General features: G+C 70.9%; 23 protein-coding genes and 1 rRNA gene. 6 read left to right on the forward strand and 18 right to left on the reverse strand.

Annotated elements, in window-relative coordinates:
• The 16 genes from EDF28_RS00260 to infC all read right to left on the reverse strand — a co-directional run.
• Positions 1 to 216, reverse strand: a 16S ribosomal RNA gene (locus EDF28_RS00260); the annotation flags it as partial.
• A 536-nt stretch (positions 217 to 752) separates the two neighbouring features.
• Positions 753 to 2,066: a tyrosine--tRNA ligase gene (gene tyrS / locus EDF28_RS00265; RefSeq protein WP_123936793.1), complete on the reverse strand. Its 1,314-nt coding sequence runs from the start codon at positions 2,064 to 2,066 to the stop codon at positions 753 to 755.
• A 127-nt stretch (positions 2,067 to 2,193) separates the two neighbouring features.
• The gene (locus EDF28_RS00270) at positions 2,194 to 2,889 is read right to left on the reverse strand and encodes a DNA-3-methyladenine glycosylase (RefSeq protein WP_185094101.1); all 696 of its coding nucleotides are present in this window, start codon (positions 2,887 to 2,889) and stop codon (positions 2,194 to 2,196) included.
• On the reverse strand, positions 2,886 to 4,322 hold the full coding sequence (argH, locus tag EDF28_RS00275; protein WP_123936794.1) for an argininosuccinate lyase: 1,437 nt from the start codon (positions 4,320 to 4,322) through the stop codon (positions 2,886 to 2,888). The genes EDF28_RS00270 and argH overlap by 4 nt, the downstream gene beginning before the upstream one ends.
• 65 nt (positions 4,323 to 4,387) lie before the next feature.
• Positions 4,388 to 5,584 carry an argininosuccinate synthase gene (locus tag EDF28_RS00280; RefSeq protein ID WP_123936795.1) on the reverse strand — a complete coding sequence of 399 codons (1,197 nt, stop codon included), beginning with the start codon at positions 5,582 to 5,584 and terminating at the stop codon, positions 4,388 to 4,390.
• A gap of 9 nt (positions 5,585 to 5,593) precedes the next feature.
• On the reverse strand, positions 5,594 to 6,556 hold the full coding sequence (argF, locus tag EDF28_RS00285) for an ornithine carbamoyltransferase (RefSeq protein WP_123338475.1): 963 nt from the start codon (positions 6,554 to 6,556) through the stop codon (positions 5,594 to 5,596).
• Positions 6,553 to 7,722, reverse strand: a complete 1,170-nt coding sequence (locus tag EDF28_RS00290; protein WP_260154610.1) for an acetylornithine transaminase — start codon at positions 7,720 to 7,722, stop codon at positions 6,553 to 6,555. The genes argF and EDF28_RS00290 overlap by 4 nt, the downstream gene beginning before the upstream one ends.
• A gap of 50 nt (positions 7,723 to 7,772) precedes the next feature.
• On the reverse strand, positions 7,773 to 8,825 hold the full coding sequence (gene argB, locus EDF28_RS00295) for an acetylglutamate kinase (RefSeq protein ID WP_123293376.1): 1,053 nt from the start codon (positions 8,823 to 8,825) through the stop codon (positions 7,773 to 7,775).
• Entirely contained in the window at positions 8,825 to 10,033 is a 1,209-nt protein-coding gene (gene argJ / locus EDF28_RS00300; protein ID WP_260154446.1) for a bifunctional glutamate N-acetyltransferase/amino-acid acetyltransferase ArgJ, read from the reverse strand. The genes argB and argJ overlap by 1 nt, the downstream gene beginning before the upstream one ends.
• Positions 10,030 to 11,127 carry an N-acetyl-gamma-glutamyl-phosphate reductase gene (locus tag EDF28_RS00305; RefSeq protein ID WP_123936797.1) on the reverse strand — a complete coding sequence of 366 codons (1,098 nt, stop codon included), beginning with the start codon at positions 11,125 to 11,127 and terminating at the stop codon, positions 10,030 to 10,032. Before EDF28_RS00305 ends, argJ begins: the two co-directional genes overlap by 4 nt.
• Before the next feature lie 78 nt (positions 11,128 to 11,205).
• Complete coding sequence (gene pheT / locus EDF28_RS00310; protein WP_123936798.1) at positions 11,206 to 13,698, reverse strand: phenylalanine--tRNA ligase subunit beta; 2,493 nt, start codon at positions 13,696 to 13,698, stop codon at positions 11,206 to 11,208.
• A complete protein-coding gene (pheS, locus tag EDF28_RS00315; protein ID WP_111086283.1) occupies positions 13,698 to 14,738 on the reverse strand; it encodes a phenylalanine--tRNA ligase subunit alpha in 1,041 nt (346 codons plus the stop codon). The genes pheT and pheS overlap by 1 nt, the downstream gene beginning before the upstream one ends.
• A gap of 92 nt (positions 14,739 to 14,830) precedes the next feature.
• Entirely contained in the window at positions 14,831 to 15,694 is an 864-nt protein-coding gene (locus EDF28_RS00320; RefSeq protein WP_123936799.1) for an RNA methyltransferase, read from the reverse strand.
• A gap of 65 nt (positions 15,695 to 15,759) precedes the next feature.
• The gene (rplT, locus tag EDF28_RS00325) at positions 15,760 to 16,143 is read right to left on the reverse strand and encodes a 50S ribosomal protein L20 (protein WP_111086285.1); all 384 of its coding nucleotides are present in this window, start codon (positions 16,141 to 16,143) and stop codon (positions 15,760 to 15,762) included.
• Positions 16,144 to 16,170: 27 nt separating this feature from the next.
• Complete coding sequence (gene rpmI, locus EDF28_RS00330; protein WP_111086286.1) at positions 16,171 to 16,365, reverse strand: 50S ribosomal protein L35; 195 nt, start codon at positions 16,363 to 16,365, stop codon at positions 16,171 to 16,173.
• 60 nt (positions 16,366 to 16,425) lie between these two features.
• Positions 16,426 to 17,121, reverse strand: coding sequence for a translation initiation factor IF-3 (infC, locus tag EDF28_RS00335; protein ID WP_123293372.1), 696 nt, complete (start codon positions 17,119 to 17,121; stop codon positions 16,426 to 16,428).
• Positions 17,122 to 17,409: 288 nt separating this feature from the next.
• Between infC and EDF28_RS00340 the strand changes: the two genes are divergently transcribed.
• Positions 17,410 to 17,766, forward strand: a complete 357-nt coding sequence (locus EDF28_RS00340) for a DUF1844 domain-containing protein (RefSeq protein WP_173170823.1) — start codon at positions 17,410 to 17,412, stop codon at positions 17,764 to 17,766.
• A 102-nt stretch (positions 17,767 to 17,868) separates the two neighbouring features.
• Here EDF28_RS00340 and EDF28_RS00345 read toward each other — a convergent pair whose 3' ends face one another.
• Complete coding sequence (locus tag EDF28_RS00345) at positions 17,869 to 19,188, reverse strand: phosphotransferase (protein ID WP_123936800.1); 1,320 nt, start codon at positions 19,186 to 19,188, stop codon at positions 17,869 to 17,871.
• Positions 19,189 to 19,329: 141 nt separating this feature from the next.
• On the opposite strand from EDF28_RS00345, the gene EDF28_RS00350 reads away from it, so the two are divergent.
• The 4 genes from EDF28_RS00350 (at position 19,330) to EDF28_RS00365 (ending at position 24,626) form a co-directional block, all read left to right on the forward strand.
• Positions 19,330 to 20,790, forward strand: coding sequence for a CHAD domain-containing protein (locus EDF28_RS00350; RefSeq protein ID WP_123936801.1), 1,461 nt, complete (start codon positions 19,330 to 19,332; stop codon positions 20,788 to 20,790).
• A gap of 49 nt (positions 20,791 to 20,839) precedes the next feature.
• A complete protein-coding gene (locus EDF28_RS00355; protein ID WP_123293369.1) occupies positions 20,840 to 21,295 on the forward strand; it encodes a MaoC/PaaZ C-terminal domain-containing protein in 456 nt (151 codons plus the stop codon).
• Between the two features lie 87 nt (positions 21,296 to 21,382).
• On the forward strand, positions 21,383 to 23,245 hold the full coding sequence (locus EDF28_RS00360; protein WP_123936802.1) for a glycoside hydrolase family 2 protein: 1,863 nt from the start codon (positions 21,383 to 21,385) through the stop codon (positions 23,243 to 23,245).
• A gap of 151 nt (positions 23,246 to 23,396) precedes the next feature.
• On the forward strand, positions 23,397 to 24,626 hold the full coding sequence (locus tag EDF28_RS00365) for a hypothetical protein (RefSeq protein ID WP_185094102.1): 1,230 nt from the start codon (positions 23,397 to 23,399) through the stop codon (positions 24,624 to 24,626).
• Between the two features lie 30 nt (positions 24,627 to 24,656).
• Here EDF28_RS00365 and EDF28_RS00370 read toward each other — a convergent pair whose 3' ends face one another.
• On the reverse strand, positions 24,657 to 25,706 hold the full coding sequence (locus EDF28_RS00370) for an amidase domain-containing protein (RefSeq protein WP_185094103.1): 1,050 nt from the start codon (positions 25,704 to 25,706) through the stop codon (positions 24,657 to 24,659).
• Positions 25,707 to 25,816: 110 nt separating this feature from the next.
• Between EDF28_RS00370 and EDF28_RS00375 the strand changes: the two genes are divergently transcribed.
• Positions 25,817 to 26,200, forward strand: a complete 384-nt coding sequence (locus EDF28_RS00375; RefSeq protein WP_123936804.1) for a hypothetical protein — start codon at positions 25,817 to 25,819, stop codon at positions 26,198 to 26,200.
• Positions 26,201 to 26,218 lie beyond the last annotated feature (18 nt).

Here is a 26,218-nt window from a genome sequence, read left to right on the forward strand (position 1 = left end):
AAAAAATCTTTCCACCACCAGACCATGCGGCCGGTAGTCATATCCAGTATTAGACGTCGTTTCCAACGCTTATCCCAGAGTCAGGGGCAGGTTACTCACGTGTTACTCACCCGTTCGCCACTAATCCACCCAGCAAGCTGGGCATCATCGTTCGACTTGCATGTGTTAAGCACGCCGCCAGCGTTCGTCCTGAGCCAGGATCAAACTCTCCGTAAAAAAATACAGACCCAACACCCGAAGGCATCAGACCGAGTTGATTCTGACTGTTGACTGTCTACTGACAATCTTCAATCCAAAAGGAATTGCATCATGACCTGAACAACCGAAGCTGCCCAGGCACGAGGTCAATCAATAAATTGGCATTGACAATGTGCACGCTGTTGAGTTCTCAAGGACCAGACGCACTCGCTCTTCGGCTCAGGTTCGAGCTCCAGCCACGAGGCTTGTGTACTTGGCTTGCCACCGGTGTGTCGTCGGACCCGGAGGTCCTGTGGCTCATCCCCGAGGGGAGAGAACCGGTGGGCTTGTCATCCTAGGCGTCGAAGCGATCGGGCACAAGGCCAGATCTGATCTTCAGTGGAGGATGGTCCCGCTTGAGGGCCGACGTGCTCTGGGCTTTCGCTCCAGCCGCTCCGCCGCACCTTTGGGGTGACGAGTAGGAACTTTACGCAGGCCTGGGCGAGTGTGCCAAGCCAGGCCCGATCCCGGGCGTGTCGCGTTGTGCAACACGCGTCGCCCGGGTGCCGGGGCGATCAGGCCAGCGTCACGCCGGCGAGGGTCTTCTTGCCGCGGCGGAGCACGAGGACTCCCCCGGGCAGGGCGAGGTCCGACAGCGGTGCGGTGGCGTCCTCGGCTCGGACGTTGTTCACGTACACGCCGCCCTGGTCGATCGCCCGCCGCGCTTCGCCGAGGGACTTCACGAGCTCGGTCTCGACGAGTGCCCGGGCCACGTCGGCTCCGGCCTCGATGGTGACCGACCCCGGCAGCTCCGCGATCGCCGACCGCAGGGTGTCCGGATCCAGCGCACCGAGGTCCCCGTTGCCGAACAGCGCGGCCGCAGCGTCGATCGCGGCCTGGGTGGCGTCGAACCCGTGCACGAGCGAGGTGACCTCGAACGCGAGGGTCCGCTGCGCTTCGCGCCGGAACGGTTCGTCGGCGACCGCCTGCTCGAGTCGCTCGATCTCGGCACGGGACAGGAACGTGAACTCCCGCAACCGGGCGATCACGTCGGCATCCGCCGTGTTGAGCCAGAACTGGTACAGCGCGTACGGCGACGTCATCTCGGCGTCGAGCCAGATGGCGTTGCCCTCGCTCTTGCCGAACTTCGTGCCGTCCGAGTTCGTGATCAAGGGTGTCCCGAGCGCGTGCACCGTCGCACCCTCGGCACGACGGATGAGCTCCGTCCCCGAGGTCAGGTTGCCCCACTGGTCCGAGCCACCCGTCTGCAGCGTGCAGCCGTACTGCCGGAAGAGCTCGCGGTAGTCGAGGCCCTGCAGGATCTGGTAGCTGAACTCCGTGTAGCTGATCCCAGCGTCGGAGTTCAACCGCGCGGCGACGGCGTCCTTCTTGAGCATCGAGTTCACCCGGAAGTACTTGCCGACGTCGCGCAGGAAGTCGATGGCGGACATCGGCGACGTCCAGTCCAGGTTGTTCACCAGCCGGACGCCGTTGTCACCGTCCGGGCTCAGGAACCGTGACACCTGCCCCTGCAGACGCGCCACCCACTCGGCGACGGTCTCGCGGGTGTTCAGCGTGCGCTCCGCCGTCGGACGTGGGTCGCCGATGAGCCCCGTCGATCCCCCGACGAGCGCCAGCGGCTTGTGCCCGGCGAGCTGCAACCGACGCATGGTCAGGAGCTGCAGCAGGTTGCCGCAGTGCAGCGACGGTGCCGTGGGGTCGAAGCCGCAGTAGTACGTGATCGGATCACCGTCGAGGGCCTCTTGGAGTGCGGTCTCGTCGGTCGAGACCTGCACCAGACCGCGCCAGCGCAGTTCGTCCCACACCGAGGCGAAGGTGGGGTCGTTCTGCTGGCGCGTCAGGACGTCTTGAGCGGTATCACTGGACACCCCGCCATCGTAGCGGCGGCGCACCACCGACAGCGCGCCGTCGACCGGGAGGCCCGTGGTGCGTCTGGGCCCACGCCGCCGGTTCCGGCGCGACGCGCCAGCGGCGGGCCGGCCGTGCCGGTGGGGATCAGTCGAGGGCACCCTTGTGCCGTCGGTACGTCGAGACCGTCGGGTCGCCCGTCAACCAGAAGCGCCAGGGGTACTGCGCACCGCCGGCGATGCCGCCGACGCCGGTGCGCGGTCCGCGCGAGATGCGCGGGACCGGACCCGTCCCGCCGGGGCCGGGTGTGGTCTCGGTCAGGAGTTCCTCGATGACCCGGGCCGGCGGGGCGGAGGCGAGCCGCGCCTCCAGGCCGGGTGCCAACGTGAGCACGAACGGACCGGACCCGTCGAGCAGCGAGGTGCCGTCGTCCTGTCCGAGCACCGCGCCGAGGGCACCACCGAGGTTGCCGGGGCCACGCGCCATCGCGACGTCGGCGACCGACGGGCCACGTCGTCCGCGTGCGGTGTCGACGCCCTCGATCACCTGCGCACCGCGGAGCAGGGAACCGGAGGAGGTGCCGGCCGGTGCACTCACGACGTTGACGCAGGTGTGGATGCCGTACGAGCGGTACGCGTACAGGGTGCCCGGCGACCCGAACAGGTGGCGGTTGCGCTCGGTCGGACCGCGGTGGCCGTGCGAGCCGGGGTCGGTGGGGCCGAAGTAGGCCTCGACCTCGGTGATGCGCAGGGTCACGCCACGGCCCGCGATCGTCGCGCCGAGCAGCGCCGGTGCGATGCGCGGCGCCGGCTCGGCGAGCATCGCGAGCAGCCCCTCGGTCATCGCGTGAAGGGTGCGCCCTCGGCCAGGTCGTGGACGCGACGCGTGACGGACGCCAGCTGCTCGGCCACACGGTCCGGAGCGGTCCCGCCGACACCCGAGCGGGACGCGACACTGCCCTCGATCGTGAGCACGGCACGGACCTCGGGGGTCAGGTGCTCGGAGACCGACCGGTACTCGTCGTCGGTCGGGTCGTCGAGCTCGATGCCGCGCTGTTCGCAGTACCGGACCAGCGCACCGGACACCTCGTGCGCATCGCGGAACGGGACGCCCTGGCGGACCAGCCACTCGGCCACGTCGGTCGCGAGCGAGAAGCCCTGCGGCGCGAGCTCGGCCATCCGGTCCGTGTCGAACGTGAGCGTCGCGATCATGCCGGTGAAGGCCGGCAGCAGGACCTCGAGCGTGGCGACCGAGTCGAAGACGGGCTCCTTGTCCTCCTGCAGGTCGCGGTTGTAGGCGAGCGGCAGTCCCTTCAAGGTCGCGAGCAGGCCCGTCAGGTTGCCGATCAGACGACCGGACTTGCCGCGCGCGAGCTCGGCGATGTCGGGGTTCTTCTTCTGCGGCATGATGCTCGAGCCGGTCGAGAACGCGTCGTGGAGCCGGACGAAGCCGAACTCCTTCGTGTTCCAGAGGATGACCTCTTCCGACAGACGCGAGACGTCGATGCCGATCTGCGCGAGGACGAACGCGAACTCGGCGACGACGTCGCGGGCGGCCGTGGCGTCGATCGAGTTGTCGGCCGGGCGGTCGAACCCGAGCTCCGCGGCGATCGCGGCGGGGTCGAGGCCGAGCGAACTGCCTGCGAGGGCACCGGCGCCGTACGGGCTCACGCTCGCGCGGCCCGCCCAGTCGCGGAGGCGCTCGAGGTCGCGGACCAACGGCCACGCGTGCGCCAGCAGGTGGTGCGCGAGGAGGACGGGCTGCGCGTGCTGCAGGTGCGTGCGACCCGACATGATCGCCGACGGGTGCTCGTTGGCCTGCTGGGTGATCGCGTCGACCAGGTCGATCACGAGTCGGCCGATGCGCCGCCCGTGGTCGAGCATGTGCATGCGGCCGAGCGTCGCGATCTGGTCGTTGCGGCTGCGGCCGGCGCGGAGCTTGCCGCCGAGTTCCGGACCGAGGTCGGCGATGAGGAGACGCTCGAGGGCACCGTGGACGTCCTCGTCGGACTCGTCGGGCTGCAGCGTGCCGTCGGCGTGCGCGGCCTCGAGCCGGTCGAGTCCGGCGAGCATGCGCTCGAGCTCGTCCGCCGTCAGGTACCCGGCCGTGTGCAGGGCCCGGGCGTGCGCGCGGGAGCCGGCGATGTCGTACGGGGCGAGCTGCCAGTCGAAGTGCGTCGACTTCGAGAGCGCTGCCAGGGCCGCACTCGGGCCGTCGGCGAAGCGGGCGCCCCAGAGGGCTCCGGTGTTGGTGGCGTCGGTCTTCTCGTCGGTCATGTCGTCCTGCGTCGTTGTCGTCGGGCCGGGTGGCGGCGGTGTGTCGTCCGCCGGGTGGCGTGCTGTCAGTTCGCCGCGTCGCGGCGGGCGGAGATCTTGCTGGGGAGCGACCAGAGTTCGATGAAGCCCTTCGAGAGGGACTGGTCGAACGTGTCGCCGGTGTCGTACGTGGCGAGGTCGAAGTCGTAGAGGCTCTGCTCCGAGCGACGGCCGGTCACCGTCGCGCGACCGCCGTGCAGCTGGAGGCGGACGTCGCCGGAGACGTGCTGCTGGGTGTGGTCGACGAAGGCGTCGAGGCTGCGCTTCAGCCCGCCGAACCACAGGCCGTCGTAGACCAGGTCGGCCCACTCCGACTCGACACCACGCTTGTAGCGGTTGACGTCCCGCTCGAGGGTGAGGCGCTCGAGCTCCTCGTGCGCCGTGATGAGCGCGATCGCCGCCGGGGCCTCGTACACCTCACGCGACTTGATGCCGACGAGGCGGTCCTCGACGACGTCGATCCGACCGACGCCGTGCTTGCCCGCCACGGCGTTCAGCTCCTGCACGATCCGCAGCACACTGAAGCGCTGCCCGTCGAGCGCCACCGGGACGCCGCGCTCGAACGTGATGATCACCTCGTCCGGGTCCCGCGGCACGGCGGGGTCCTGCGTGTAGGCGTAGAGGTCCTCGGTCGGGGCGTTCCACGGGTCCTCGAGGAAACCCGTCTCGACCGCACGGCCCCACACGTTCTGGTCGATCGAGTACGGCGACCGCTGCGATTGCTGGATCGGCAGGGCGTGCTGCTCGGCGTACGCGATCGCCTTGTCCCGGGTCAGGGCGAGGTCACGCACCGGTGCCACGCTCCGCAGGTCCGGGGCGATCGCCGCGACGGCGGCCTCGAACCGGACCTGGTCGTTGCCCTTGCCGGTGCAGCCGTGCGCGACGCTGTCGGCGCCGAGCTGCTTCGCCGTCAGCGCGAGGTGCTTCGCGATGAGCGGGCGGCTCAGCGCCGACACCAGCGGGTAGCGCTTCTGGTACAGCGCGTTGGCCTTGAGGGCCGGCACGATGTACTCGTCGGCGTACTCGTCCTTGGCGTCGACCACGATCGACTCCACGGCCCCGCAGTCGAGCGCGCGCTGTCGGATCGCGTCGAGGTCCTCGCCGCCCTGGCCGACGTCGACCGCCAGCGCCACCACCTCTTTGCCGGTGGCGTCACGCAGCCAGCCGATCCCGACGGAGGTGTCGAGGCCGCCGGAGTAGGCGAGGACGACGCGGTCAGCCATGCGGTGCGCCTACGCGGTCGCCACGGCGTTCGCCGTTGCCGTCGTCGCGCCGTTCGCGGCGAGGAGCCAGGCCAGCAGCGCCTTCTGGGCGTGCAGACGGTTCTCCGCCTCGTCCCAGATGATGCTGCGCGGCCCGTCGATGACGTCGGCGGTCACCTCGTAGCCACGGTCGGCGGGCAGGCAGTGCATGAACACCGCATCGTCGGCAGCGTGCGCCATCAGGGCGTCGTCCACGCGGTACCCGGAGAAGGTGTCGAGGCGCGACTGCTTCTCGGACTCCTTGCCCATCGAGACCCAGGTGTCGGTGACCACGACGTCGGCACCGGCGACCGCTGCCACCGGGTCGGTCACGACCAGGACGGAGCCGCCGGTCTCGGCCGAACGGTGCTCGGCGTCGGTGACGACCTGCGGGGACGGCGAGAACTCGGCGGGAGCCGCGACGCGGACGTGCATGCCCGCGGTCGCGCCGGCGAGCAGGTACGACTGCGCCATGTTGCTCGCGCCGTCGCCGATGAACGCCACGGTCTGGCCCGCCAGCGTGCCGCGGTGCTCGCGGATGGTGAGCAGGTCGGCGAGCAGCTGGCAGGGGTGGAAGTCGTCGGACAGTGCGTTGACGACGGGGACGGTCGTGCCGGCGGCCATCTCCTCGAGACCGGCCTGACCGTAGGTGCGCCAGACGATCGCCGACACCATGCGCTCGAGCACGCGGGCGGTGTCCGACGGGGTCTCCTTGCCGCCGAGCTGGCTGTTCGCCGTCGAGATGATGAGCGGGCTGCCGCCCAGGTCGGAGATGCCGACGTGGAACGACACCCGGGTGCGGGTCGACGACTTGTCGAAGATGACCGCGACGCTCTGCGGGCCGGCGAGGGGCTTCGCACCCCAACGGTCGGCCTTCATCTGGTCGGCGATGTCGAGGATCGCGGACTGCTCGGCCTGGCTGAGGTCGTCGTCCCGGAGGAAGTGGCGGGTCATGCGGAGGTCTCCTGGGCGGCAGCGACGGCCGCGAGGCTCTGGGCGAGGATCGACACGAACTCGTCGATCTCGGCGTCGGACACGATGAGCGGCGGCGCGAGGCGCAGGCTCGACTCGTTCGGGGCGTTGATGATGAGGCCACGCTCGAGGGCGGCGGAGTTCACCGCGGCCGCGATCGGGCCGGTGAGCCCGACGCCGATGAGCAGACCGGTGCCGCGGACCTCTTCGACGAGCGGTGAGCCGATGCCGGCGATGCCGGTCCGGATCCGCTCGCCCTTGACCACGGCGGCAGCGACGAGGTCCGCGCGTTCGATCTCCTCGAGCACCGCGTTCGCCACGCGGGTGCCGAGCGGGTTGCCGCCGAAGGTCGAACCGTGCTGACCGGCCGAGAACAGGTCGGACGCCCACCCGAAGGTCACGAGCGCACCGATCGGGAAGCCGCCGGCGATGCCCTTGGCCACCGTGACGGCGTCGGGGGTGAAGCCGTGGCCCTGGTAGGTGAACCAGTTGCCCGTCCGGCCGACACCGGTCTGGATCTCGTCGAGGATCAGCAGCGCACCGTGCTCCTCGGTCAGCCGGCGCGCGGCGAGCAGGAAGCCCTCGGGCAGGTCGACGACGCCGGCCTCGCCCTTGATCGGCTCGATGACGATCGCCGCGACCGTGTCGTCGATGGACGCCTCGAGCGCAGCGACGGTGGAGTCGATGTGCTCGACGCCCGGGATCATCGGCAGGAAGTCCTGCTGCAGCGCGGGCTTGCCGGTGAGCGCGAGCGCCCCCATCGTCCGGCCGTGGAAGCCCTGCTTCAGCGCGAGGATGCGGGTCTTCTGCCCGTCGGCGCCCTTGTTCAGGCGCGCGAGCTTGAACGCCGCCTCGTTCGCCTCGGCCCCGGAGTTGCCGAAGTACACCCGCCCGGCGTCGCCCGCACCGGTGATGCGCTTGAGACGCTCCGCCAGCTCGAGCTGGGGCGGCGTCGCGAAGTAGTTCGACACGTGCACGAGCTTCGCGGCCTGGTCGGCGATCGCCTCGACCAGCACGGGGTGCGCGTGGCCGAGCGAGTTCACGGCGATGCCCGCCAGGAAGTCGAGGTACTCGTTGCCCTCGACGTCCCAGACACGGCAGCCCTGTCCGCGCTCGAGCATGATCTTCGGCGGGGTCAGGGATCGCATGAGCGACGCCCCGAACCGGTCGTTCCAGGTCTCGGTCTGCGTCTCGCTGCTCACGGCTGCTGCCCCTTCTCGGTCGTGCTGGCCACGTGTTGGCCGGTGCTGGTGCTCGTCGACGGTGCTGCCACTCGTCGGCCGATCTCGGCGTGGGTCATCTGGTTCTCGGTGCGTCGGCTCGGGTCCGGGATCACCTCGGTGCCCGCACCGCGCAGGGTGAAGACCTCGAGCAGGATCGAGTGTGGGATCCGGCCGTCGATGATCGTCGCCCCGCCGACCCCGCCGACCACGGCGTCGAGGCACGCGGTCATCTTCGGGATCATGCCCGACTCGAGCGACGGCAGGAGCGCGCGGAGTTCCTCGACCGCGATGAGGTCGACGAGCGAGTCACGGTCCGGCCAGTTGCGGTACAGGCCGGGGACGTCGGTGAGCATGATGAGCTTCGACGCACGCAACGCGATCGCCAGGGCACCCGCGGCCGCATCGGCGTTCACGTTGAGCGCCTGGTCCGGGTGGGCGTCGTCGATCGCGATGCTCGAGACCACCGGGATGCGGCCAGCCTCGATCGCGGCGAGCACCCCTGACGGGTCGACGTGGGTGATGTCACCGACGTGCCCGAGGTCGTACTCCTGCCCGTCGACGACCACACCCTTCTGCTCGCCGGTGAACAAGGACCCGCCGTCGCCGAACACGCCGACGGCCAGGCCCTCGCCGTGCTCGTTCATCAGGTCGACGATCTCGCGGTTGACCTCGCCAGCCAGGACGTCGCGGACGACCGAGATCGCCTCGGTCGTGGTGACGCGGTAGCCGCCACGGAACTCGGACTCGATGCCCTGTTCCTTGAGCGCGGCCGAGATCTGCGGACCCCCGCCGTGCACGACGACGGGGTGCAGTCCCGCGTAGCGGAGGTAGACCATGTCCTCGGCGAACGCACGCTTGAGGTCCTCGTTCACCATCGCGTTGCCGCCGAACTTGACGACGACGACCTTGCCGGAGAACCGCTTGAGCCACGGCAGGGACTCGATCAGGGTCGCGGCCTTGACGGCGGCGAACTCGTGCTCTTCTTCCTTCGTGAGGGGCGTCCCGGCCCCTTCGGTGTCGTTCGCCATCAGCTGGAGTACGCGCTGTTCTCGTGCACGTAGTCGTGCGTGAGGTCGTTGGTCAGGATCGTCGCCGAGTGCGTCCCGACGCCGAGGTCGATGCGCACGTGGGTGTCCCGCGGCGTCAGGTCGACGGTGTCGCTCGGCTGGTCCGGGGCGCCGGCGTGGCAGACCCGGACACCGTTCATGCTGACGTCGACCGCGTACGGGTCGAAGTCGGCGTCCGTGGTGCCGATGGCCGCGAGGACCCGGCCCCAGTTCGGGTCGTTGCCGAAGACGGCCGCCTTGAACAGGTTGTTGCGCGCGACACTCCGGCCGACGGTGACGGCGTCGTCCTCGGTCGCGGCGTGCACGACCTCGATCGCGATGTCGTGGCTGGCGCCCTCGGCGTCCTGCTGCAGCTGGCGGGCCAGGTCGGCGCAGACCGCGGTCAGGGCTTCCTGGAAGTCGCCGACCTCGGGCGTCACCCCGCTCGCACCCGACGACAGCAGCACGACGGTGTCGTTCGTCGACATGCAGCCGTCCGAGTCGACGCGGTCGAAGGTGATGCGGGTGGCCGCGCGGAGCGCCTGGTCGAGCTGGTCCGGGGTCTGCACGGCGTCGGTCGTGATCACGACGAGCATCGTCGCGAGTCCGGGTGCGAGCATGCCCGCACCCTTCGCCATGCCACCGACGGTCCAGCCGTCCTCGGTCACCACGGACTGCTTCGCCCTGGTGTCGGTCGTCATGATGGCCGTGGCCGCGTCCGGGCCGCCATCACCGGTGAGCGCAGCGCCCGCGAGGTCGACGCCCCGGAGCACGTTGTCGCGGAACGTCTGGTCGCCCACCCCGATGAGGCCGGTGGAGCAGACGACGACGTCACCGGCGCCGATGCCGAGGGCGTCACCGACGGCTTCGGCGGTCAGGTGCGTGGTCTGGAACCCGAAGGGGCCCGTGAAGCAGTTGGCGCCGCCGGAGTTCAGGACGACGGCCCGCGCGACGCCGTCACCGACGACCTGGCGGGACCAGATCACCGGGTGCGCCTGCGCGCGGTTGCTGGTGAAGACCGCGGCCACGGCCGCGTCGGGGCCGTCGTTGACGACGAGTGCCACGTCCGGCTTGCCGCTGGTCTTCAGGCCGGCGGTCACGCCGGCAGCGCGGAAACCCGCTGCCGCGGTGACGCCCTGGAGGCCCGGTTCGCCCTGGGTGGGCTCGCTCACGTCGGTGAGATCGGTCACGGTGCGACTCCGTCCACGCTGAGGCCCAGGGTCTCCGGCAGACCCAGGGCGATGTTGGTCGACTGGACGGCGGCACCCGCCGTGCCCTTCGCGAGGTTGTCGAGTGCCGTCACGGCGACGACGCGGCCCGCGGCCTCGTCGACCGCGATGCCGACGAGTGCGGTGTTCGCGCCGATGGTGTCCGCGACCCGTGGGAACTCGCCCTCGGGCAACAGGTGCACGAACGGCTCGTCGGCGTAGGCCTGCTCCCAGGCGAGCCGCACGTCGCGGGCGCTGACACCCGGGGTGAGCTTGGCCGTCGTCGTCGCGAGGATGCCCCGCGACATCGGGACGAGCACGGGCGTGAACGAGATCGTCACGCCCGCGGCACCCGCCACGATCAGGTTCTGCTGGATCTCCGGGACGTGCCGGTGCGTGCCGCCCACCGCGTAGGCGCTGGCGGAACCCATGATCTCGGACGCCAGGTAGGTGTTGGCGAGCTTCTTGCCGGCACCGCTCGGGCCGACGCTCAGCACGGCGACGATGTCGTCCGACTCGACGAGCCCGGCCTGGATGCCCGGCTGGATGCCGAGCGTCACCGCGGTGACGTTGCACCCGGGGACCGCGATCCGCTTGGTGCCGACCAGGGCCGAACGCTGCTTGCCCTGCGACGCGATGTCCTCGACCTCGCGCCACTCGTCGGCCGAACCCGGGGTCGGGGCGGCGAGCAGGAGCTCCGGCAGACCGTAGGTCCAGGCGCCGTGGTAGTCGCCGCCGTAGAACTGCTCCCAGGCCGCGGGGTCCGTCAGCCGGTGGTCCGCGCCGCAGTCGACCACGAGGGCGTCGTCGCCGAGCTCCTCGGTGATCGCCCCCGACTGACCGTGTGGCAGCGCCAGGAACACGACGTCGTGCCCGCGGAGCGTCTCGGCCGTCGTCTTCTCGAGGGTCAGGTGCGACAGCGACCGGAGGTGCGGCTGCGTCGCGATCAGCGGCTGTCCGGCGTTCGAGAACGCCGTCACCGTCCTGACGTCGAACTCGGGATGGGCGGAGAGCACGCGCAGGAGCTCACCACCCGCGTAGCCGGAGGCTCCCGCCACGGCGACGGATACGGACATGGGATTCCACCTTTGGTCGGACTGGTCGTCGAGAGAGTCGGAGGCGGCGACCCCGGGCGGTGCTGATCCCGTCGTGGGTCAGTCGCGCAGGGTCGCCCCGAATCGCTCGCCGGCACGTCGGACTGCGCCGTCACGGGCCTCGGTGGCCTCGGCAGCGATCAGCGTGCGGTCCGTGGCACGGAAGCGCAGGGCGAACGTCAGGGACTTCTGTCCCACGTCCACGCCGGAGCCCCGGTAGTCATCCACGAGCCGAGCATACTCCAACAGGTCTCCGGCACCAGAGCGGACCGCATCCAACACGTCACCGGCCGGCACCCCGGCGTCGACGACCAGGGACAGGTCCTGCGTCGCTGCCGGGTACGACACGATCGGCGCGACCGCGACGAGGTCGGGGGCCGCGGCCACCATGGCGTCGAGGTCGAGCTCGACCACGGCCACCACGCGGGGCAGCACCGCAGCGGCGGACAGTTCCGGCAGGAGTTCGCCGGCGACGCCCACGACGGTGTCGCCAACGAGCAGCGACGCCGCGCGGCCCGGGTGCAGGGACGGGTGGGTGGTCTGCGTGACGCGCAGTTCCACGCCGACGGCCCACGCCACCTGGCGGGCTGCGTCGATCGCGTCGGCGATGCCGTACGGCTCCGCCGCGACGCCCGCCTGCTTGCCGACGCGGTTGCCGGTGAGCAGGGCGGACACGTGGAACGGCTGTGCGGGCAGGGACGCGTCGAGCGCCTCGAGCGTCGCGCGGTCGGGCAGCGCGGCACCGGCCGGGACCTCGTCGGTGCCGAGCGTCACGCCCGTCACCGGCAGGAACACCCGCGAGGTCTCGTAGAGCGCGACGTCGAGCAGGCCGCGCGAGACGTTCCGGCGAGCGGCGTCGACGAGGGCGGGCACACCACTGCGGCGGAGCAGGTTCTGCTCGCTGTCGAGGGCGTTGGCGAGGACGACGCTCGGGCCGCCCTGCGGGTCGATCCCCGGGTAGGCGTCCTGCGTCGCGGCGGAGACGAACGGCGCCGTCACCGCTTCGACCAGACCCGCGGCGGCGAGGGCCGCGGAGACCCGGCGGCGCGCCTGCTGGTGCGGGGTGAGCCCGCGTCCGGGCGGGGCCACGGGCAGCACGCTCGGGATGCGGTCGTACCCGACGATCCGCGCGACCTCCTCGACCAACGTGGTGTCGTCGGTCAGGTCCGGACGCCAGGTCGGCGGGGTGACGGCGAGCTGCGCACCGTCGACCTGCACCGTCGCGCCGATCGCACGGAGGGTGTCCACGACCTCGGCGGCGAGGTAGTCCACGCCGATGAGCTCGGCCGGACGCGAGGTCCGCATGGCGACCGTCGCACGGGGCTCGGTGTCGACGAGCGTGGAACCGAGAGCATCGGCCGTGCCGCCGGCCAGCTCGACGAGGAGGTCGACGGCGCGGTTCGCAGCAGCCTCGGCCACGAGCGGGTCGACGCCGCGCTCGAACCGACGGGAGGCCTCGCTCGGCAGCTTGTGGCGGCGAGCGGTCCGCGCGATCGAGACCTGGTCGAAGCCAGCTGCCTCGATCAGGACGTCGGTCGTGCTCGCCGAGATCTCGGTCCGGGCACCGCCCATCACGCCGGCGAGCCCGACGGGGCCGTCGTGGTCGGTGATGACGAGGTCCTCGGGGTCGAGCTTCCGCACGGCGCCGTCGAGGGTCTCGAGCGTCTCGCCGACAGCCGCACGACGAACACCCAGGCCGCCGCGGACGGTCGACAGGTCGTAGCCGTGCAGCGGCTGGCCGAGCTCGAACATGACGTAGTTCGTGATGTCGACCGGCAGCGAGATCGAACGGACGCCTGCCAGCGCGAGACGCGACACCATCCAAGCCGGTGTCTTCGCGGTGGGGTCGATGCCACGGACGACGCGGGTGACGAAGGTGCTCGCGCCGACGCGACCGCGGATCGGGGCCTGGTCGTCGATCGTGACCGAGAAGCCCTCGGCCGTGCGGGGCGCGACCCGGTCGACGGGGTCGTGGAAGCTCGCGCCGGTGGCGTGGGCGTACTCACGCGCGACACCGCGCATGCTCAGCACGTACCCGCGGTCCGGCGTGACGTTGATCTCGACCGCCGCGTCGTCGAGGCCGAGGAGCGCGATGGCGTCCTGGCCGACGTCGGGCTCCATGTCGAGGTCTGCGAAGCGGAGGATGCCCTCGTGCTCGTCACCGAGACCGAGCTCGCGTGCCGAGGCGATCATGCCGTCGGAGACGTGGCCGTAGGTCTTGCGGGCCGCGATCGGGAACGGTCCGGGCAGCACGGCGCCTGGCAGCGTCACGACGACGAGGTCGCCCACGTCGAAGTTGTGCGCACCGCAGACGATGCCGCGGGGCTCGGGCTCGCCGACGTCCACCTGGCACCAGTTGATCGTCTTGCCGTTCTTCTGCGGTTCCGGGACGCGCTCGAGCACCCGGCCGACGACGACGGGGCCGGTCAGGTCGAAGGTGTGGACGTCCTCTTCCTCGAAGCCGACCGACACGAGCGCCGCGTGGACGTGCTCGAGGGTGACGTCCTCGGGGAGGTCGACGGACTCGCCGAGCCAGCGGAGTGGGACGCGCATCAGACCACCGTTCCGAACTGCTGCGAGAAGCGGATGTCGCCCTCGAGGAAGTCACGCATGTCGTTCAGGCCGTTGCGGAACTGCAGCGTCCGCTCGATGCCCATGCCGAAGGCGAAGCCCTGGTACTCGTCCGGGTCGATGCCGGCGGCACGTAGGACGTTCGGGTTGACCATGCCGCAGCCACCCCACTCGACCCACCGGGCGCCGCCCTTGGCGTTCGGCTGCCAGACGTCCATCTCGGCGCTGGGCTCGGTGAACGGGAAGTAGTTCGGGCGCAGGCGGATCTGCGCTTCCGCGCCGAAGACCTGGCGGGCGAAGTGCTCGAGCGTGCCACGCAGGTGTGCCATCGTCAGGCCCTTGTCGATCGCGATGCCCTCGACCTGGGTGAAGACCGGCAGGTGCGTGGCGTCGAGCTCGTCGGCGCGGTACACGCGGCCCGGAGCGATGACGTAGAGCGGGAGGTCGCGGGACAGCAGGGACCGCACCTGCACGGGCGACGTGTGGGTGCGCATGACCAGGTGCCGGTCGACCGGCTCGACGAAGATCGTGTCCGCCATGGCCCGGGCCGGGTGGTCCTGGTCGAAGTTCAGGGCGTCGAAGTTGAACCACTCGTGCTCGAGCTCGGGGCCCTCTGCCACTTCCCACCCCATGCCGACGAAGATGTCCGCGACGGCTTCGTTGAGCAGCGAGAGCGGGTGGCGCGAGCCGGTCGGGCGGTGGGTCGGCAACGCGGTGACGTCGACACGCTCGGCTTCGAGCCGCGCGCGCTCTTCGGCCACGGCGAGGACCGACTCCTGCTCCGCGATCGCCGCGTTCAGCCGCCCGCGGGCCTGACCGACGAGCTTGCCGGCCGCGGCCTTCTGCTCCGGCGGGACGCTGCGCATCGACGCGTTCATCCGAGCCAGCGGCGACTGCTCACCGGTGTGCTCGGCCCTGGCCTGCTTCAGTTCGGCGACCGTCGTCGTGGCGCGGACGGCGGCGAGTGCTGCGTCCACGGCGTCGGCGACGGCCGATTCGCTGATCTCGAGAGGTTCTGACACGAGACCCAAGCCTACCGGCCGACGGGATACCACCCGCCTGCACCGGTCGGACTGTGGATGGCCGATGCCGACGACCGACCTGTGGAGGGAGGTCAGCTCCGGAGTGCGAACGCCGACTCGTACAGGCAGACCGAGGCCGCCGTCGCCAGGTTCATCGACTCCGCCTGGCCGTAGATCGGCACCTTCACCGCACGGTCGACGAGCGCGAGGTCCTCGGTGGTGAGCCCGCGGGCCTCGTTGCCGAACACCCACGCGGTCGGACCGTCGAGCATGCCCTCGGCCCGGACCACCGGCAGGTCGTCACCCGAGACGTCGGCCGCGAGCACGGTGTACCCGAGTGCCTTCGCCCGCGCGATAGTGTCGGCCAGGGTCACGCCGACCGACACCGGCACGTGGAACAGCGAGCCCGTGGTCGACCGGACGACCTTCGGGTTGTACGGGTCCACCGACCGCCCGGTGAGGACCACCGCGTCGGCGCCGGCGGAGTCGGCGGCGCGGATGATCGTGCCGGCGTTCCCCGGGTCCCGTACCTCTTCGAGGATGGCGACCAGCCCCGGCAACGCGGCCGGCTCGTCGGTGTCCCCACGGGCCTCCAGGTCGACGGCAGCGGCAGCGTCACCGACGCGACGGTCCGGGAAGACGTCCTTGACCGACGTCGGGAACTGCTGGCAGACGGCGACGACGCCCTGCGGCGTCACGGTGTCGGCCATCGCGTCGAGGACCTGCTCCGTCACGAACCAGGTGTCGACCGGCGCGTCGTCGAGGCCGTAGCGGGCTGCGGCAGTCGGCGTCACGTAGAGCTCGCGCAGGAGCTCCGGGGCGTACTCGAGTGCTTCACGCACCGCCTGCGGCCCCTCCAGCAGGAAGAGGCCCGTTTCGGCACGGACGTCCTTCTTCGACAGGGCCGCGACGGCCTTCACGCGTCCGGCACGGGGGTTCTCGAGGAGTTCGCTCACGACCCAAGTCTAGGAACGACGAAACCCCCGCCGTGCGGCGGGGGTTTCGCGAGCAGAAGAACTGACTACGCAGCCTTCGGGGCCGAGGTGTCGGCCGGGAGGGCCTTCTTCGCGGTCTCGACGAGCGCGGTGAAGGTCTCGGGGTTGTTCACCGCGAGGTCGGCGAGGATGCGACGGTCGACCTCGACACCGGCCAGACCCAGACCCTGGATCAGACGGTTGTAGGTCAGGCCGTTCGCACGGGACGCAGCGTTGATGCGCTGGATCCACAGGCGACGGAACTCGCCCTTCTTCGCGTGACGGTCGCGGTACGCGTAGACCAGGGAGTGGGTGACCTGCTCCTTGGCCTTGCGGTACAGACGCGAACGCTGGCCGCGGTAACCCTCGGCGCGCTCGAGGATGACGCGGCGCTTCTTGGCGGCGTTGACCGCTCTCTTTACTCGTGCCATTGCACTATTCCTTTACGATCCGGGGGCTCAGTGGCCGAGGAGCTTCTTGACGTTCTTCGCGTCTGCCTTGGAGAGGACCTGGTCCTCGTTCAGGCGGGCCTTGCGCTTGGAGCTCTTGACCTCGAGGTTGTGACGCATACCGGCCTGCTGCTTCATGACCTTGCCGGTACCGGTGATCTTGAAGCGCTTCTTCGACCCGGAGTGGGTCTTCTGCTTGGGCATGGTGGTGCCTTTCCGTGGGATGGATGGGAGCCGCGTCGTTGCGGGGTCGGTCTGGGTGACCTACTCGGCGGGAGCGTCGCTCTTGGCCGGTGCCGTGTCCTGCGCGGGAGCCTCGGCCGGGGCCTCGGTCTCCGTCTCGGCGTCCGAGTGGTCCTTCGCAGCGTGCTCGGTGGCACGACGCTCGGCCTTCTGTGCAGCGCGCTTCGCGTTCTGCTCGCCCTTGACGTCGGACTTGTTCTTCAGGGGGGCGATGATCATCGTCATGTTGCGGCCGTCCTGGGTGGGACGGGACTCGACGACGCCGAACTCGGCGATCTCCTCCGCGAACTTGTGGAGGAGACGGACACCCTGCTCCGGACGCGACTGCTCGCGGCCACGGAAGAGGATCATCGCCTTCACCTTGTCGCCACCGAGGAGGAACCCCTCGGCGCGCTTGCGCTTCGTCTCGTAGTCGTGCACGTCGATCTTCAGGCGGAAACGGACCTCTTTCAGGTCCGTGTTCACCTGGTTGCGACGGGCTTCCTTGGCCTTCTGAGCGGCTTCGTACTTGAACTTGCCGTAGTCCATGATCTTGGCCACGGGCGGCTTCGAGTTCGGCGCGACCTCGACCAGATCCAGTTCGGCTTCCTGCGCGAGGCGCAGTGCCATGGCGATCGGGACAACGCCGACCTGCTCACCCTGCGGGCCGACGAGTCGGACTTCGGGAACGCGGATTCGGTCGTTGGTACGGGGATCGGTGATGCGGAGCTCCTTCAATCAGGTGGTGGTCGTCCGGGACGTTTGCCCTGGACGACAGCACGAGAGAGGAGATCTGACGCACGGATCGGAACCCGTTCGGCAGCCGCCCTGCGTCGGATCCGTGGACCCGACCGACGTGTGCACCCAGTTGCTGTGCACTCGTGGAGCGGTGGTGACCCGGTAGCCTGGTGGAACGCGGCCGCGGGTGGGAGAGACTCCTCTTTCGTGACACCGTCCGAGCGCTTCAGGAGAACCTGATGGCACACGGACAGCATCTGCCGCGAGCGAGTCTAGCAGAGGAGCACCGTGACCGACACCCCGATCGACGACGACGGCAGCGGCATCGACGCCGCCAGGGACATCTCGGAGGTGCCGGCCGTCGAACTCATCAACACCGTGGCCGTGCACCTGCTCAGTGCCGCCGCCGTGAAGGTCGGCCTGGCCGACGACCCCCAGGAGCAGACCGACCTGGACGAGGCGCGCAAGCTCATCACCGCACTGGCCGGACTGGTCACCGCCGCGGCGACCGAGATCGGCGACCACCACGCCCGTCCGCTGCGCGACGGGCTGCGCTCGGTGCAGCTCGCGTTCCGCGAGGCGTCGGCGATCCCGGACGCACCGGGCGCCGGACCGGGCGAGAAGTACACCGGCCCCGTCAACTGACGGCTGGCGGCTGACGCACGACGGGCACTGTCCGTCACGGCGTTCGACGGGAGGCCCGTGGCGGGATCGCCACGGGCCTCCCGTCCGCCTTCGGGTGCGCGGTCAGGACCCGCTGCGGCCGACCAGGCGCGTGACGGCCGTGAGCGGGATGCCGACCCAGCCGGGTCGGTTCCGGGTCTCGTAGACGACCTCGTAGACGGCCTTGTCGAGCTCGAACGCATCCAGGAGCTCCCGGTGTGCGCCGAGGTCGGTGCCGGTCCCCCGCTGGTACCCGTCGAGGAACCGCACGCGTGCCTCGTCCGCCCAGCCCGCTGCGTCGACCGGTTCCGCGTCGTGCGCCAGGGCTCCGGCGACGTAGTCGAACGACCGGAGCATGCCGGCCACGTCACGGAGCGTGACGTCCGGCAACGAGCGTTCGGCCAGGGGACGGAGCGGCTCCCCCTCGAAGTCGAGGAAGACCCACCCGCGCGGCTCGGGGGCAGCGAGCACCTGCCCGAGGTGCAGGTCGCCGTGGATGCGCTGCAGGTCCGGCCAGGGCGTCGCCGTCGCCGCCGCGTACACCGCTCGGATCGCGTCTGCGTGCTCGGCGACCGCCGGGGCCTCGCGCGCGGCGGTGTCGAGCCGCTCGTGCATCGTCGCGACGGCGGTCCGTCGTCGCGCCTCGTCGGCGGGCTCGGACGGTAGTGCCTCGGCGAGGGTGCGGTGGACGTCGGCGAGCGCCGCCCCGAGCTGCTCGGCCCGATCGCCGAAGGGCGTGCCGGCGTGCGCTTCCTCGAGGGCCACGCGCCAGGCGTCCTCGAGGCCCGGCAGGAACTCCTGCGCGAACGCGAGGTGACCGGTCGCCGTGCCGCTACCCTGCCCGACGTCGGGCCAGCTACCCCGCAGTGCGCCGTAGACCTGGGGGACGCGTGCGCTGCCAGCTGCGGACAACGCGAGCTGCGTCGTGACGTCGGGGTTGTCGCCGTGGTGCAGGACGCGGAACGCCTTGATGATGACGCGGGCACCGGACTCGGTGTCGCAGATGACCGAGGTGTTGGACTGCTCGCCGGTCAGGACGCGGGCAGCCGTGACGGTGCCGATGGGGCGGAGGCTCTGCGGGTCCGCGTCGATGCGTGCGGCGAGCGCCGTGATCCACGCGTGGTCGGTGGTGGCGTCGGCGATCGTGCCGTCGGGGCCGCTGGTCACGGGTGACTGGTAGAGGACCGGAGCCGCTGGTGGTGCGGGGGCTTCGTCGAGGACGAGCCGGGTGCCGTCGGCGGTGGAGAGGGTGCGGAGGCGCGGCACGGACCCCTTCGAGGCGTACCACCGGCGGTCGGCGATCCAGGACTCGAGGTCGTGGTCGCTCGGGGCGGTGGCGTTCGGGGGTGCGGTGTCGCGGGTGTCGGGTGCGGTGTCGCTGGGGTGGCGGGCTCCGTCGCTCATGCAGCGGACCGTACGCGCCGAGTGCTGGCGAGGTGCCGAGTCCGTTCCTCATCCCTGCACAGGGAGCGGTTCTGGGCCGTCCGTCCACAGAACGCGCCTGCGCTCGGACCGCACGGGTGCTGGCGGACGACACTTGCGGACATGCCGAGCCAGCACCCCGCCCCCGACACCGCCCGCACCGATCCCCGCCGGAGCTGGCGGATCCCCGACGACCGCCGGTTGCCGGCACTCGAGCCTCTCGCATCCGCCGTCGAACGGCACGAGCCCGTGTCGCTCCGCGAGACCGTGTGGGACTCCGACGAGCGCGTGCTCGCGGCCGAAGGGGTGACGCTCACCCGCGCCCAGGACGGCGCCTGGAGCCTCGACCACGGCGACGGCCCGGTGCCGGTGGGCGCGGACCTCGATCGACCGGACGGCGAGCAGCCCCCGCGTGACGGGGTCGAGGTGTTCCTGCGCGGGCGGGCGGCGGCGACGGTCCGCCTCCGGGACACCACGACGACGCTCGTGACCCTGCGCGGCAAGGACGGTCGGGTCCGAGCCGAGATCGCCGACGTCCGGGTGGACGAAGGCGCCCCGGACACCTCCGTGCTGCGGTCCGCACGGTGGTGGGCGCTGTCGGACGACGGGCGCGACGGCACCACGGCACGGGCCGCGGAGCGAGCACTGGACGACGCGGCCACCGAGCCGCCGTCGACCTCGGCGGTCGCGGTTGCGCCCGCCCCCGTGCTCGCCCCGGAGCGGCGCGGCAACCGGGCGAAGCGACCACGTTCGGGCACCGCTGCGGCGTTCGTGCTGCGGGTCCTCGAGTCACTCCGCGCCGACCTCGTCGCGGTCGACCCCCGAGTCCGCGCCGACGACCACGAGTCGGTGCACGACTTCCGGAAGGTGGTCCGTCGGCTGCGGAGCGTGCTCGCGGCGTACCGCGGAGCCCTCGACCGCGAGGCGACCGAGGCACTGCGGGCCGCCCTCGCCGAAGCCGGACGGGTCGCCGGGGTCGCCCGCGATGCCGAGGTCCTGCACGGCGGGCTGTTCCGGTCGGCGGCTCGGGCCCCCGAGGGCTTCGTCGACGCCCCCACGCTGGACCGGATCGGCGAGCAGGCGGCGGCTCTCCGCAGCGCGGCCGCAGCGGAACTCCGCCAGGCGCTGCGCTCGGACGACTGGTTCCGTACCCTCGACGCGCTCGATCAACTGCTGCTCCGCGCCCCGGCCGGACCGCACGCCGACGACGCCGCCGCCGCCTTCGTCGCGAAGCGCATCGACCGCGAGCGCGCTCGGGTCCGACGACTGGTCGACGGTGGCGCGGCGGGTCTCGACGTCCTGCACGAGATCCGGAAGGCGGCACGGCGCCTGCGGTACGCGCTGGAAGCAGCCGGTGACGTCGCCGACCTCGGGAAGCGGCGGCTCAGCCGGCTGCGGCGGGTGCAGGAGACGCTCGGTGACGCCCTCGACGCGGCACACGCGGCAGATGCCTACCGGCGGCTCTCCGGGCCCGCGGCCCGGGACGGCGCCGACACCTTCGGGTACGGGGCGCTGGCGACGGCCGAGCACGCCGTGCTCGAGCGGGGGCTGCGACGTTCGCGGAAGGTGCTCGCCCGACTGTGAGCGCGGCCGGGCGTGAGGCTCGTCGCGCTCCTCTGCGAGAATCGCGGACGTGCCCCACTACCTCGAGGACCTCGCCGCCGGACAGACCTTCACGACCCCGGGTCGCACGATCACCGAGGCGGACGTCGTGTCCTTCGCCTCGTGGACGAACGACAACAACCAGGTGCACACCGACGTCGAGTTCGCCGGCAAGACCCGGTACGGCCAGCGGGTCGTGCACGGGCTGCTCGGCACCTCGCTCTGCCTGGGGCTGATCGCACGGACCGGGGTGTTCGAGGGGTCGGCCGTGGCACTGCTCGGGATCGACCAGTGGCGGTTCACCGCGCCGGTGTTCATCGGGGACACCGTGACCTGCGAGGTCGAGATCCTGTCGACGCGCCTGACGAGCTCCGGCACCACCGGCATCGTCGAGCGGACGGTCTCACTGCGGAACCAGCGCGGCGACGTCGTGCAGCAGGGACGCATGGACGTGATGGTCCTGACGCGCGACGCCGCGATCGCCTGACGTCGCCCCGAGCACCCGCCGGGTTCTCCGGATGGCAATCGTTGCGACGCTCTTTACAACGATGTACCGGCGCGGGACCATGGACCCATGAGCACGCTCGACGGCACCGTGGCCGCACCTGACACCGCATCCGCTCCCGCACTCCCCCTCGCCTCGCGGCAGGACGGCACCTACCCCCGGCCGCAGATGCTCCGCACCGCGTGGGCCGACCTCGACGGCACGTGGTCCTTCCGGAACGACGGCGACGACACCGCCTGGAGCACCGGGTTCCCCGACGCCCGCGACATCGTCGTGCCGTTCCCGCCCGAGTCGGTCGCCTCGGGCATCGACGAGCCCGGCTTCCACCCGGTGGTCTGGTACTCCCGTGCGATCACCCGCGCCGACCTCGAGGCCGCCGGTCACGGCACCGCCGCACCCCGACTCGTCCTGCACTTCGGCGCCGTCGACTACCGCGCCCGCGTCTGGATCGACGGCCAGTTCGTCGGCGAGCACGAGGGCGGCCACACGCCGTTCTCGTTCGACGTGACCGACGCCCTCGCCACCGACCCCGACGCCGTCCACACCCTGGTCGTCCGCGCCGAGGACGACCCGCACGACCTGACCCAGCCCCGTGGCAAGCAGGACTGGCACGAGGACCCGCACGCCATCTGGTACCGCCGCACCACCGGCATCTGGCAGACCGTGTGGCTCGAAGCCGTGCCGACCGCCTCGATCGAGTACCTGCGTTGGACGAACGTCGACCACGCCACCGTCCGCCTGACGGTCCGGATCGCTGGCGGCCGCACCGGCGGCGAGCGCCTGCGCGTCGTCGCCCGGTGGGACGAGCGCGACGAGCACCTCGCCACCGTCGAGGCCACGCTCGGCGACACCTCGGACGAGTTCGACGTGGTCGTGCCGATCGCGCGCCAGACGAACGGGCAGGCCGAGGACGAACTGCACTGGACCCCGGACGCCCCGCGCCTGGTCGACGCCACGGTCTCGCTCCTCCCCCGTACCGGCACGACGCCGATCGACTCCGTCGCGTCCTACTTCGGGCTCCGCACCGTCGGCGTCGACGGCGGCACCTTCCTGCTGAACGGCCGCAGCTACGACGTCCGCAGTGTCCTGAACCAGGGCTACTGGCCGGACTCGCACATCGCCGCGCCGTCGCGCGGAGCACTGCGCCGCGAGGTCGAGCTCATCAAGGAGCTCGGCTTCAACGCGGCCCGCAACCACCAGAAGATCGAGGACCCCCGGTTCCTGTACTGGGCGGACCGACTCGGCATCCTGGTCTGGGGCGAGGCCCCCGGCGCCTACGCCTTCTCACCGCGTGCCGTCCAGCGCCTGATGCGCGAGTGGATGGACGCCGTCGAGCGTGATGCCTCGCACCCGTCGATCGTCACGTGGGTGCCGGCGAACGAGAGCTGGGGCGTGCAGCACATCAGCACGGATCCGGCGCAGCAGGCCTACGCCCGGTCCCTGGCCGACGTCACGCGGGCGATCGACCCGACGCGTCCGGTGATCTCGAACGACGGGTGGGAGCACACCAACTCCGACATCGTCACGATCCACGACTACGAGGGTGCAGGCGACGCACTCGCCCGCACCTACGCCGACGATGCAGCACGCACGGCGCTGTTCACCCACTTCGGCCCGTCGGACCGCTGGGTGCTCGTGGGTGGCGCGCAGGACCTCGGCCAGCCGGTGATGCTCACCGAGTTCGGTGGCGTGAACTACCAGCCGGGTGCACAGCGCGAGGACGGCTGGGGCTACACCTCGGCCACCGACGGCGACGACTGGGTCACCCGCATCACGGCACTGTACGACGCGATCCGGGCGAGCTCGTTCCTGGCCGGCTCCTGCTACACGCAGCTGACCGACACCATGCAGGAGACGAACGGCCTGCTCAACGCCGACCGCTCCCCGAAGGTCCCGATCGAGCAGATCCGTCGCGCGGTCACCGGTCGCTAGCCGGGAGGCCCGCACTTCGTGAGCAGGAATGGTCGGGTCCGGTAGACGGACCCGACCACCGCTGCTCACCATGAGGGCAGGTCAGCGCGCGGCCCGACGCACGGCCGCCCGCTGACGCGGGCACGGGCCCTGGTCTGCGAGGATCGGGCGGGTGACGAGCGTGGCGGAGACGAGCCGGGCCTCCCGGTCGGGGGTGCGCAGCCTGCTGACCGGACCCCGCAGCGCGTGGACCGCGCCCCTGCTCATCTGGGCCGCCTCGCGCCTGGTGAGCACGCTGCTGCTCGCCACCATGTACGTGCTGGCGACCGCGAACGACTGGACGTTCGCGTCGTACCGGCAGGACCCGTCGTTCTTCACGTTCTCCGGATCGTGGGACGCCTCGTTCTACCGGACGATCGCGGAGCACGGGTACCCGGCCACACTCCCCCTCGACGACGCGGGCCACGTCGCGCCGAACGCCTGGGCGTTCCTGCCGGTGTTCCCGGCCATCGTGCGTGCCGTCATGGCCCTGACGGGTGCGTCGTTCTGGGTCGCGGGCGTGCTCGTCGCGACGATCGCGGGCGCCGGTGCCTGCGTGCTGCTGTACCGGCTCGTGCTCGCGGTGGGCTGCTCGCACCGGGCTCGCTGGGCCACCGCACTGTTCGCGTTCGCGCCGACCGGGTTCCTGCTGCAGGTCGCCTACGCCGAGAGCCTGCTGCTCGTGCTGCTGTTCGGCGCGCTGCTGGCGCTGGTCCGGCGTCGGTACTGGCTGATCGCGCCGCTCGGGGTGGTCGCGGCGTTCACGAAACCCGGGGTCCTCGCGTTGGCCGTGGCGCTGGCCGTGCACTTGGTCGTCCGGTGGGTCGGGTCCCGCCGGTCTGCTCGACCTGCCGAGGTGTTCCCGTGGCGTGACCGCATCACGATCGTGGTCTCCGGCCTCGTCGTCGCGGCGGCGGGTCTGGCCTGGCCGTTGATCGCCTCGGCGGTGACCGGGCGGCCGAACGCCTACCTGGACACCGAACTGTCGTGGTGGGTGGGGTTCGTCGGGCGACAGCACTTCGCCCCGCTGATGCCGTGGTTCACGATGGCATCGACGTGGCTCGGACCGGTCGGCATCGTGCTCGTCGTCGCGGTGCTCGCCGGCGCGGTGTGGTTCTTCTCTCGCAGGAGTACCCGGGCCCTCGGACCGGACGTCCTCGCGTTCACGGCGTCGTACGGGCTGTACCTGGTCGCGGTGTTCCTGCCGCAGCAGTCGTTGCCGCGGCTGCTCATGCCGATGGCGCCGTTGCTCGGGTCGGACGTGTTCGTGCGGACGCGGCGGCGAGCGGTGACGTGGCTCGTGGTCGGGGTGTGCCTGCAGCCCGTCGCGATCGTGCTGCTCTGGTTCCTCGGGTACCCCTGAGCGGCGGGCCGATGCTGCCGGCCTGTCGGCCTATGCGTCGAAGGTGTGGAACCAGGCGCTTCCGCCCGGGTGCTGCACCGTGATCATCTCGTCGAGGTCGCGGTACGGGCCGTCCTGGTTGTGGCTCGCCGACTTGATGCGAATGGTGCCGTCGGACTCGGTGAAGACCTCGGACACGATGGTGGTGTGGTCCGGCGATCCGTTCGCGTTCCAGTCGTAGAAGACGATGTCGCCGACCTTGACCTTGTCGCGCTCGTCCGAGCTCCGACGCGTCAGACCGAACTCCGCGGCGTTCGTCTCGAGCCACGGGTCCATCGTCGGGCAGTACGTCCACGTGGCACTGTGCTCGGCGCCGGCGGCCCGGTTGTACCAGTCGGAGCGCTGCTCCCAGCCGCGGGCGATGAGCGTCTGGCTGACGTAGTTCGCGCAGTCGCCGCCGATCGGGTTCATGGTGCCGTACTCGGACAGGTTGTAGTCCTTCCAGTGCGCCATCGCGTACTGGAGCTGCCGGTCGACGTCGGTCAACGCGGCGTAGGCCATCGACGACGTCGCCACCGCGGTGGACGCATCGGGCACCGGCGCTGCCGTGGGGGTCGGCGTCGCAGTGGCCGAGTCCTGCGTCGCGCCGGTCTGCCCGTCGTTCGCGGCGCTGCCGTTGCCGTCGGACGACTGGTTGGCGGACGGGGTCGGCTCGATCGACTCGGTGAAGAGCGCGACGGCGGCGTCACCGGCGGTGTACATCGCCTGGTGTGGAGCCGTGAAGGTGACCTTCGACTCGGTGGCCGTGACGTCGCGGGCAGCGACCCCGCCGACGGTGACGCCCTTGACCGCGGCGAGACCGGTGCCCGCGACGGTGACCGTGACGCCGCCGACGAGCGGGACCTGCGCCGGGGTCAGGGACTTCGTGGCGGGCTTCGGGGTGGTCGTGCTCGTGCCGCCCTCGGCGTTGTCGTCCTTGCCGCTGCTGCTGTTCTTCTTGCCGGCATCGTCGCTGCCGGACGAGCACGCGGCGACCGCGAGCCCGATCCCGGCGACACCGGCGAGGGACAGGAGTGCGCGGCGGTTCATCGAGGCAGTCATGACACAGCCAGCGTAAGCGACGCACCTGACGTTCCGACACGGCATGATCGTCTCCGGGGGGCGAGCGTCCTCCGTGTCCGCACGGACGCGTTCGAGAGGATCAGCAGACCATGCCCGAGAGCCACGACTTCTTCGTCGCCACCGACCCCGAGACCGCTCGCGGTCAGGTCCGACTCGCCCTCAGCCGCGAGGGCTACACGGTGGACGACGCCGAACAGGGCGCGCTCCGGGCCGCCCGCGGCAGCATGGGCCTGACGCTCCTCATCGGCGGTCTCGCGAACGACCGCACCTTCCACACCCGGCTCGACGTGCAGATCATGGTCACCGCGGACGGCCGCACCGTCGCTCGACTGCTGCGCGGCTCCGGCAAGTCCGCGATCAAGGGCGGGGCGATCGGGATCTCGCGTGGCAACCGCGCGTTCGAGCAGGCCGCGAACGCGATCCACACGTCCTTCGCGCAGGCGGGCGTCCTGACGGACAGCTTCGCGAGCTGACGCGGTGGCCGCGGGCGC

The sequence above is a fragment of the Curtobacterium sp. PhB137 genome (genome assembly GCF_003814955.1).
Taxonomy (GTDB): domain Bacteria; phylum Actinomycetota; class Actinomycetes; order Actinomycetales; family Microbacteriaceae; genus Curtobacterium.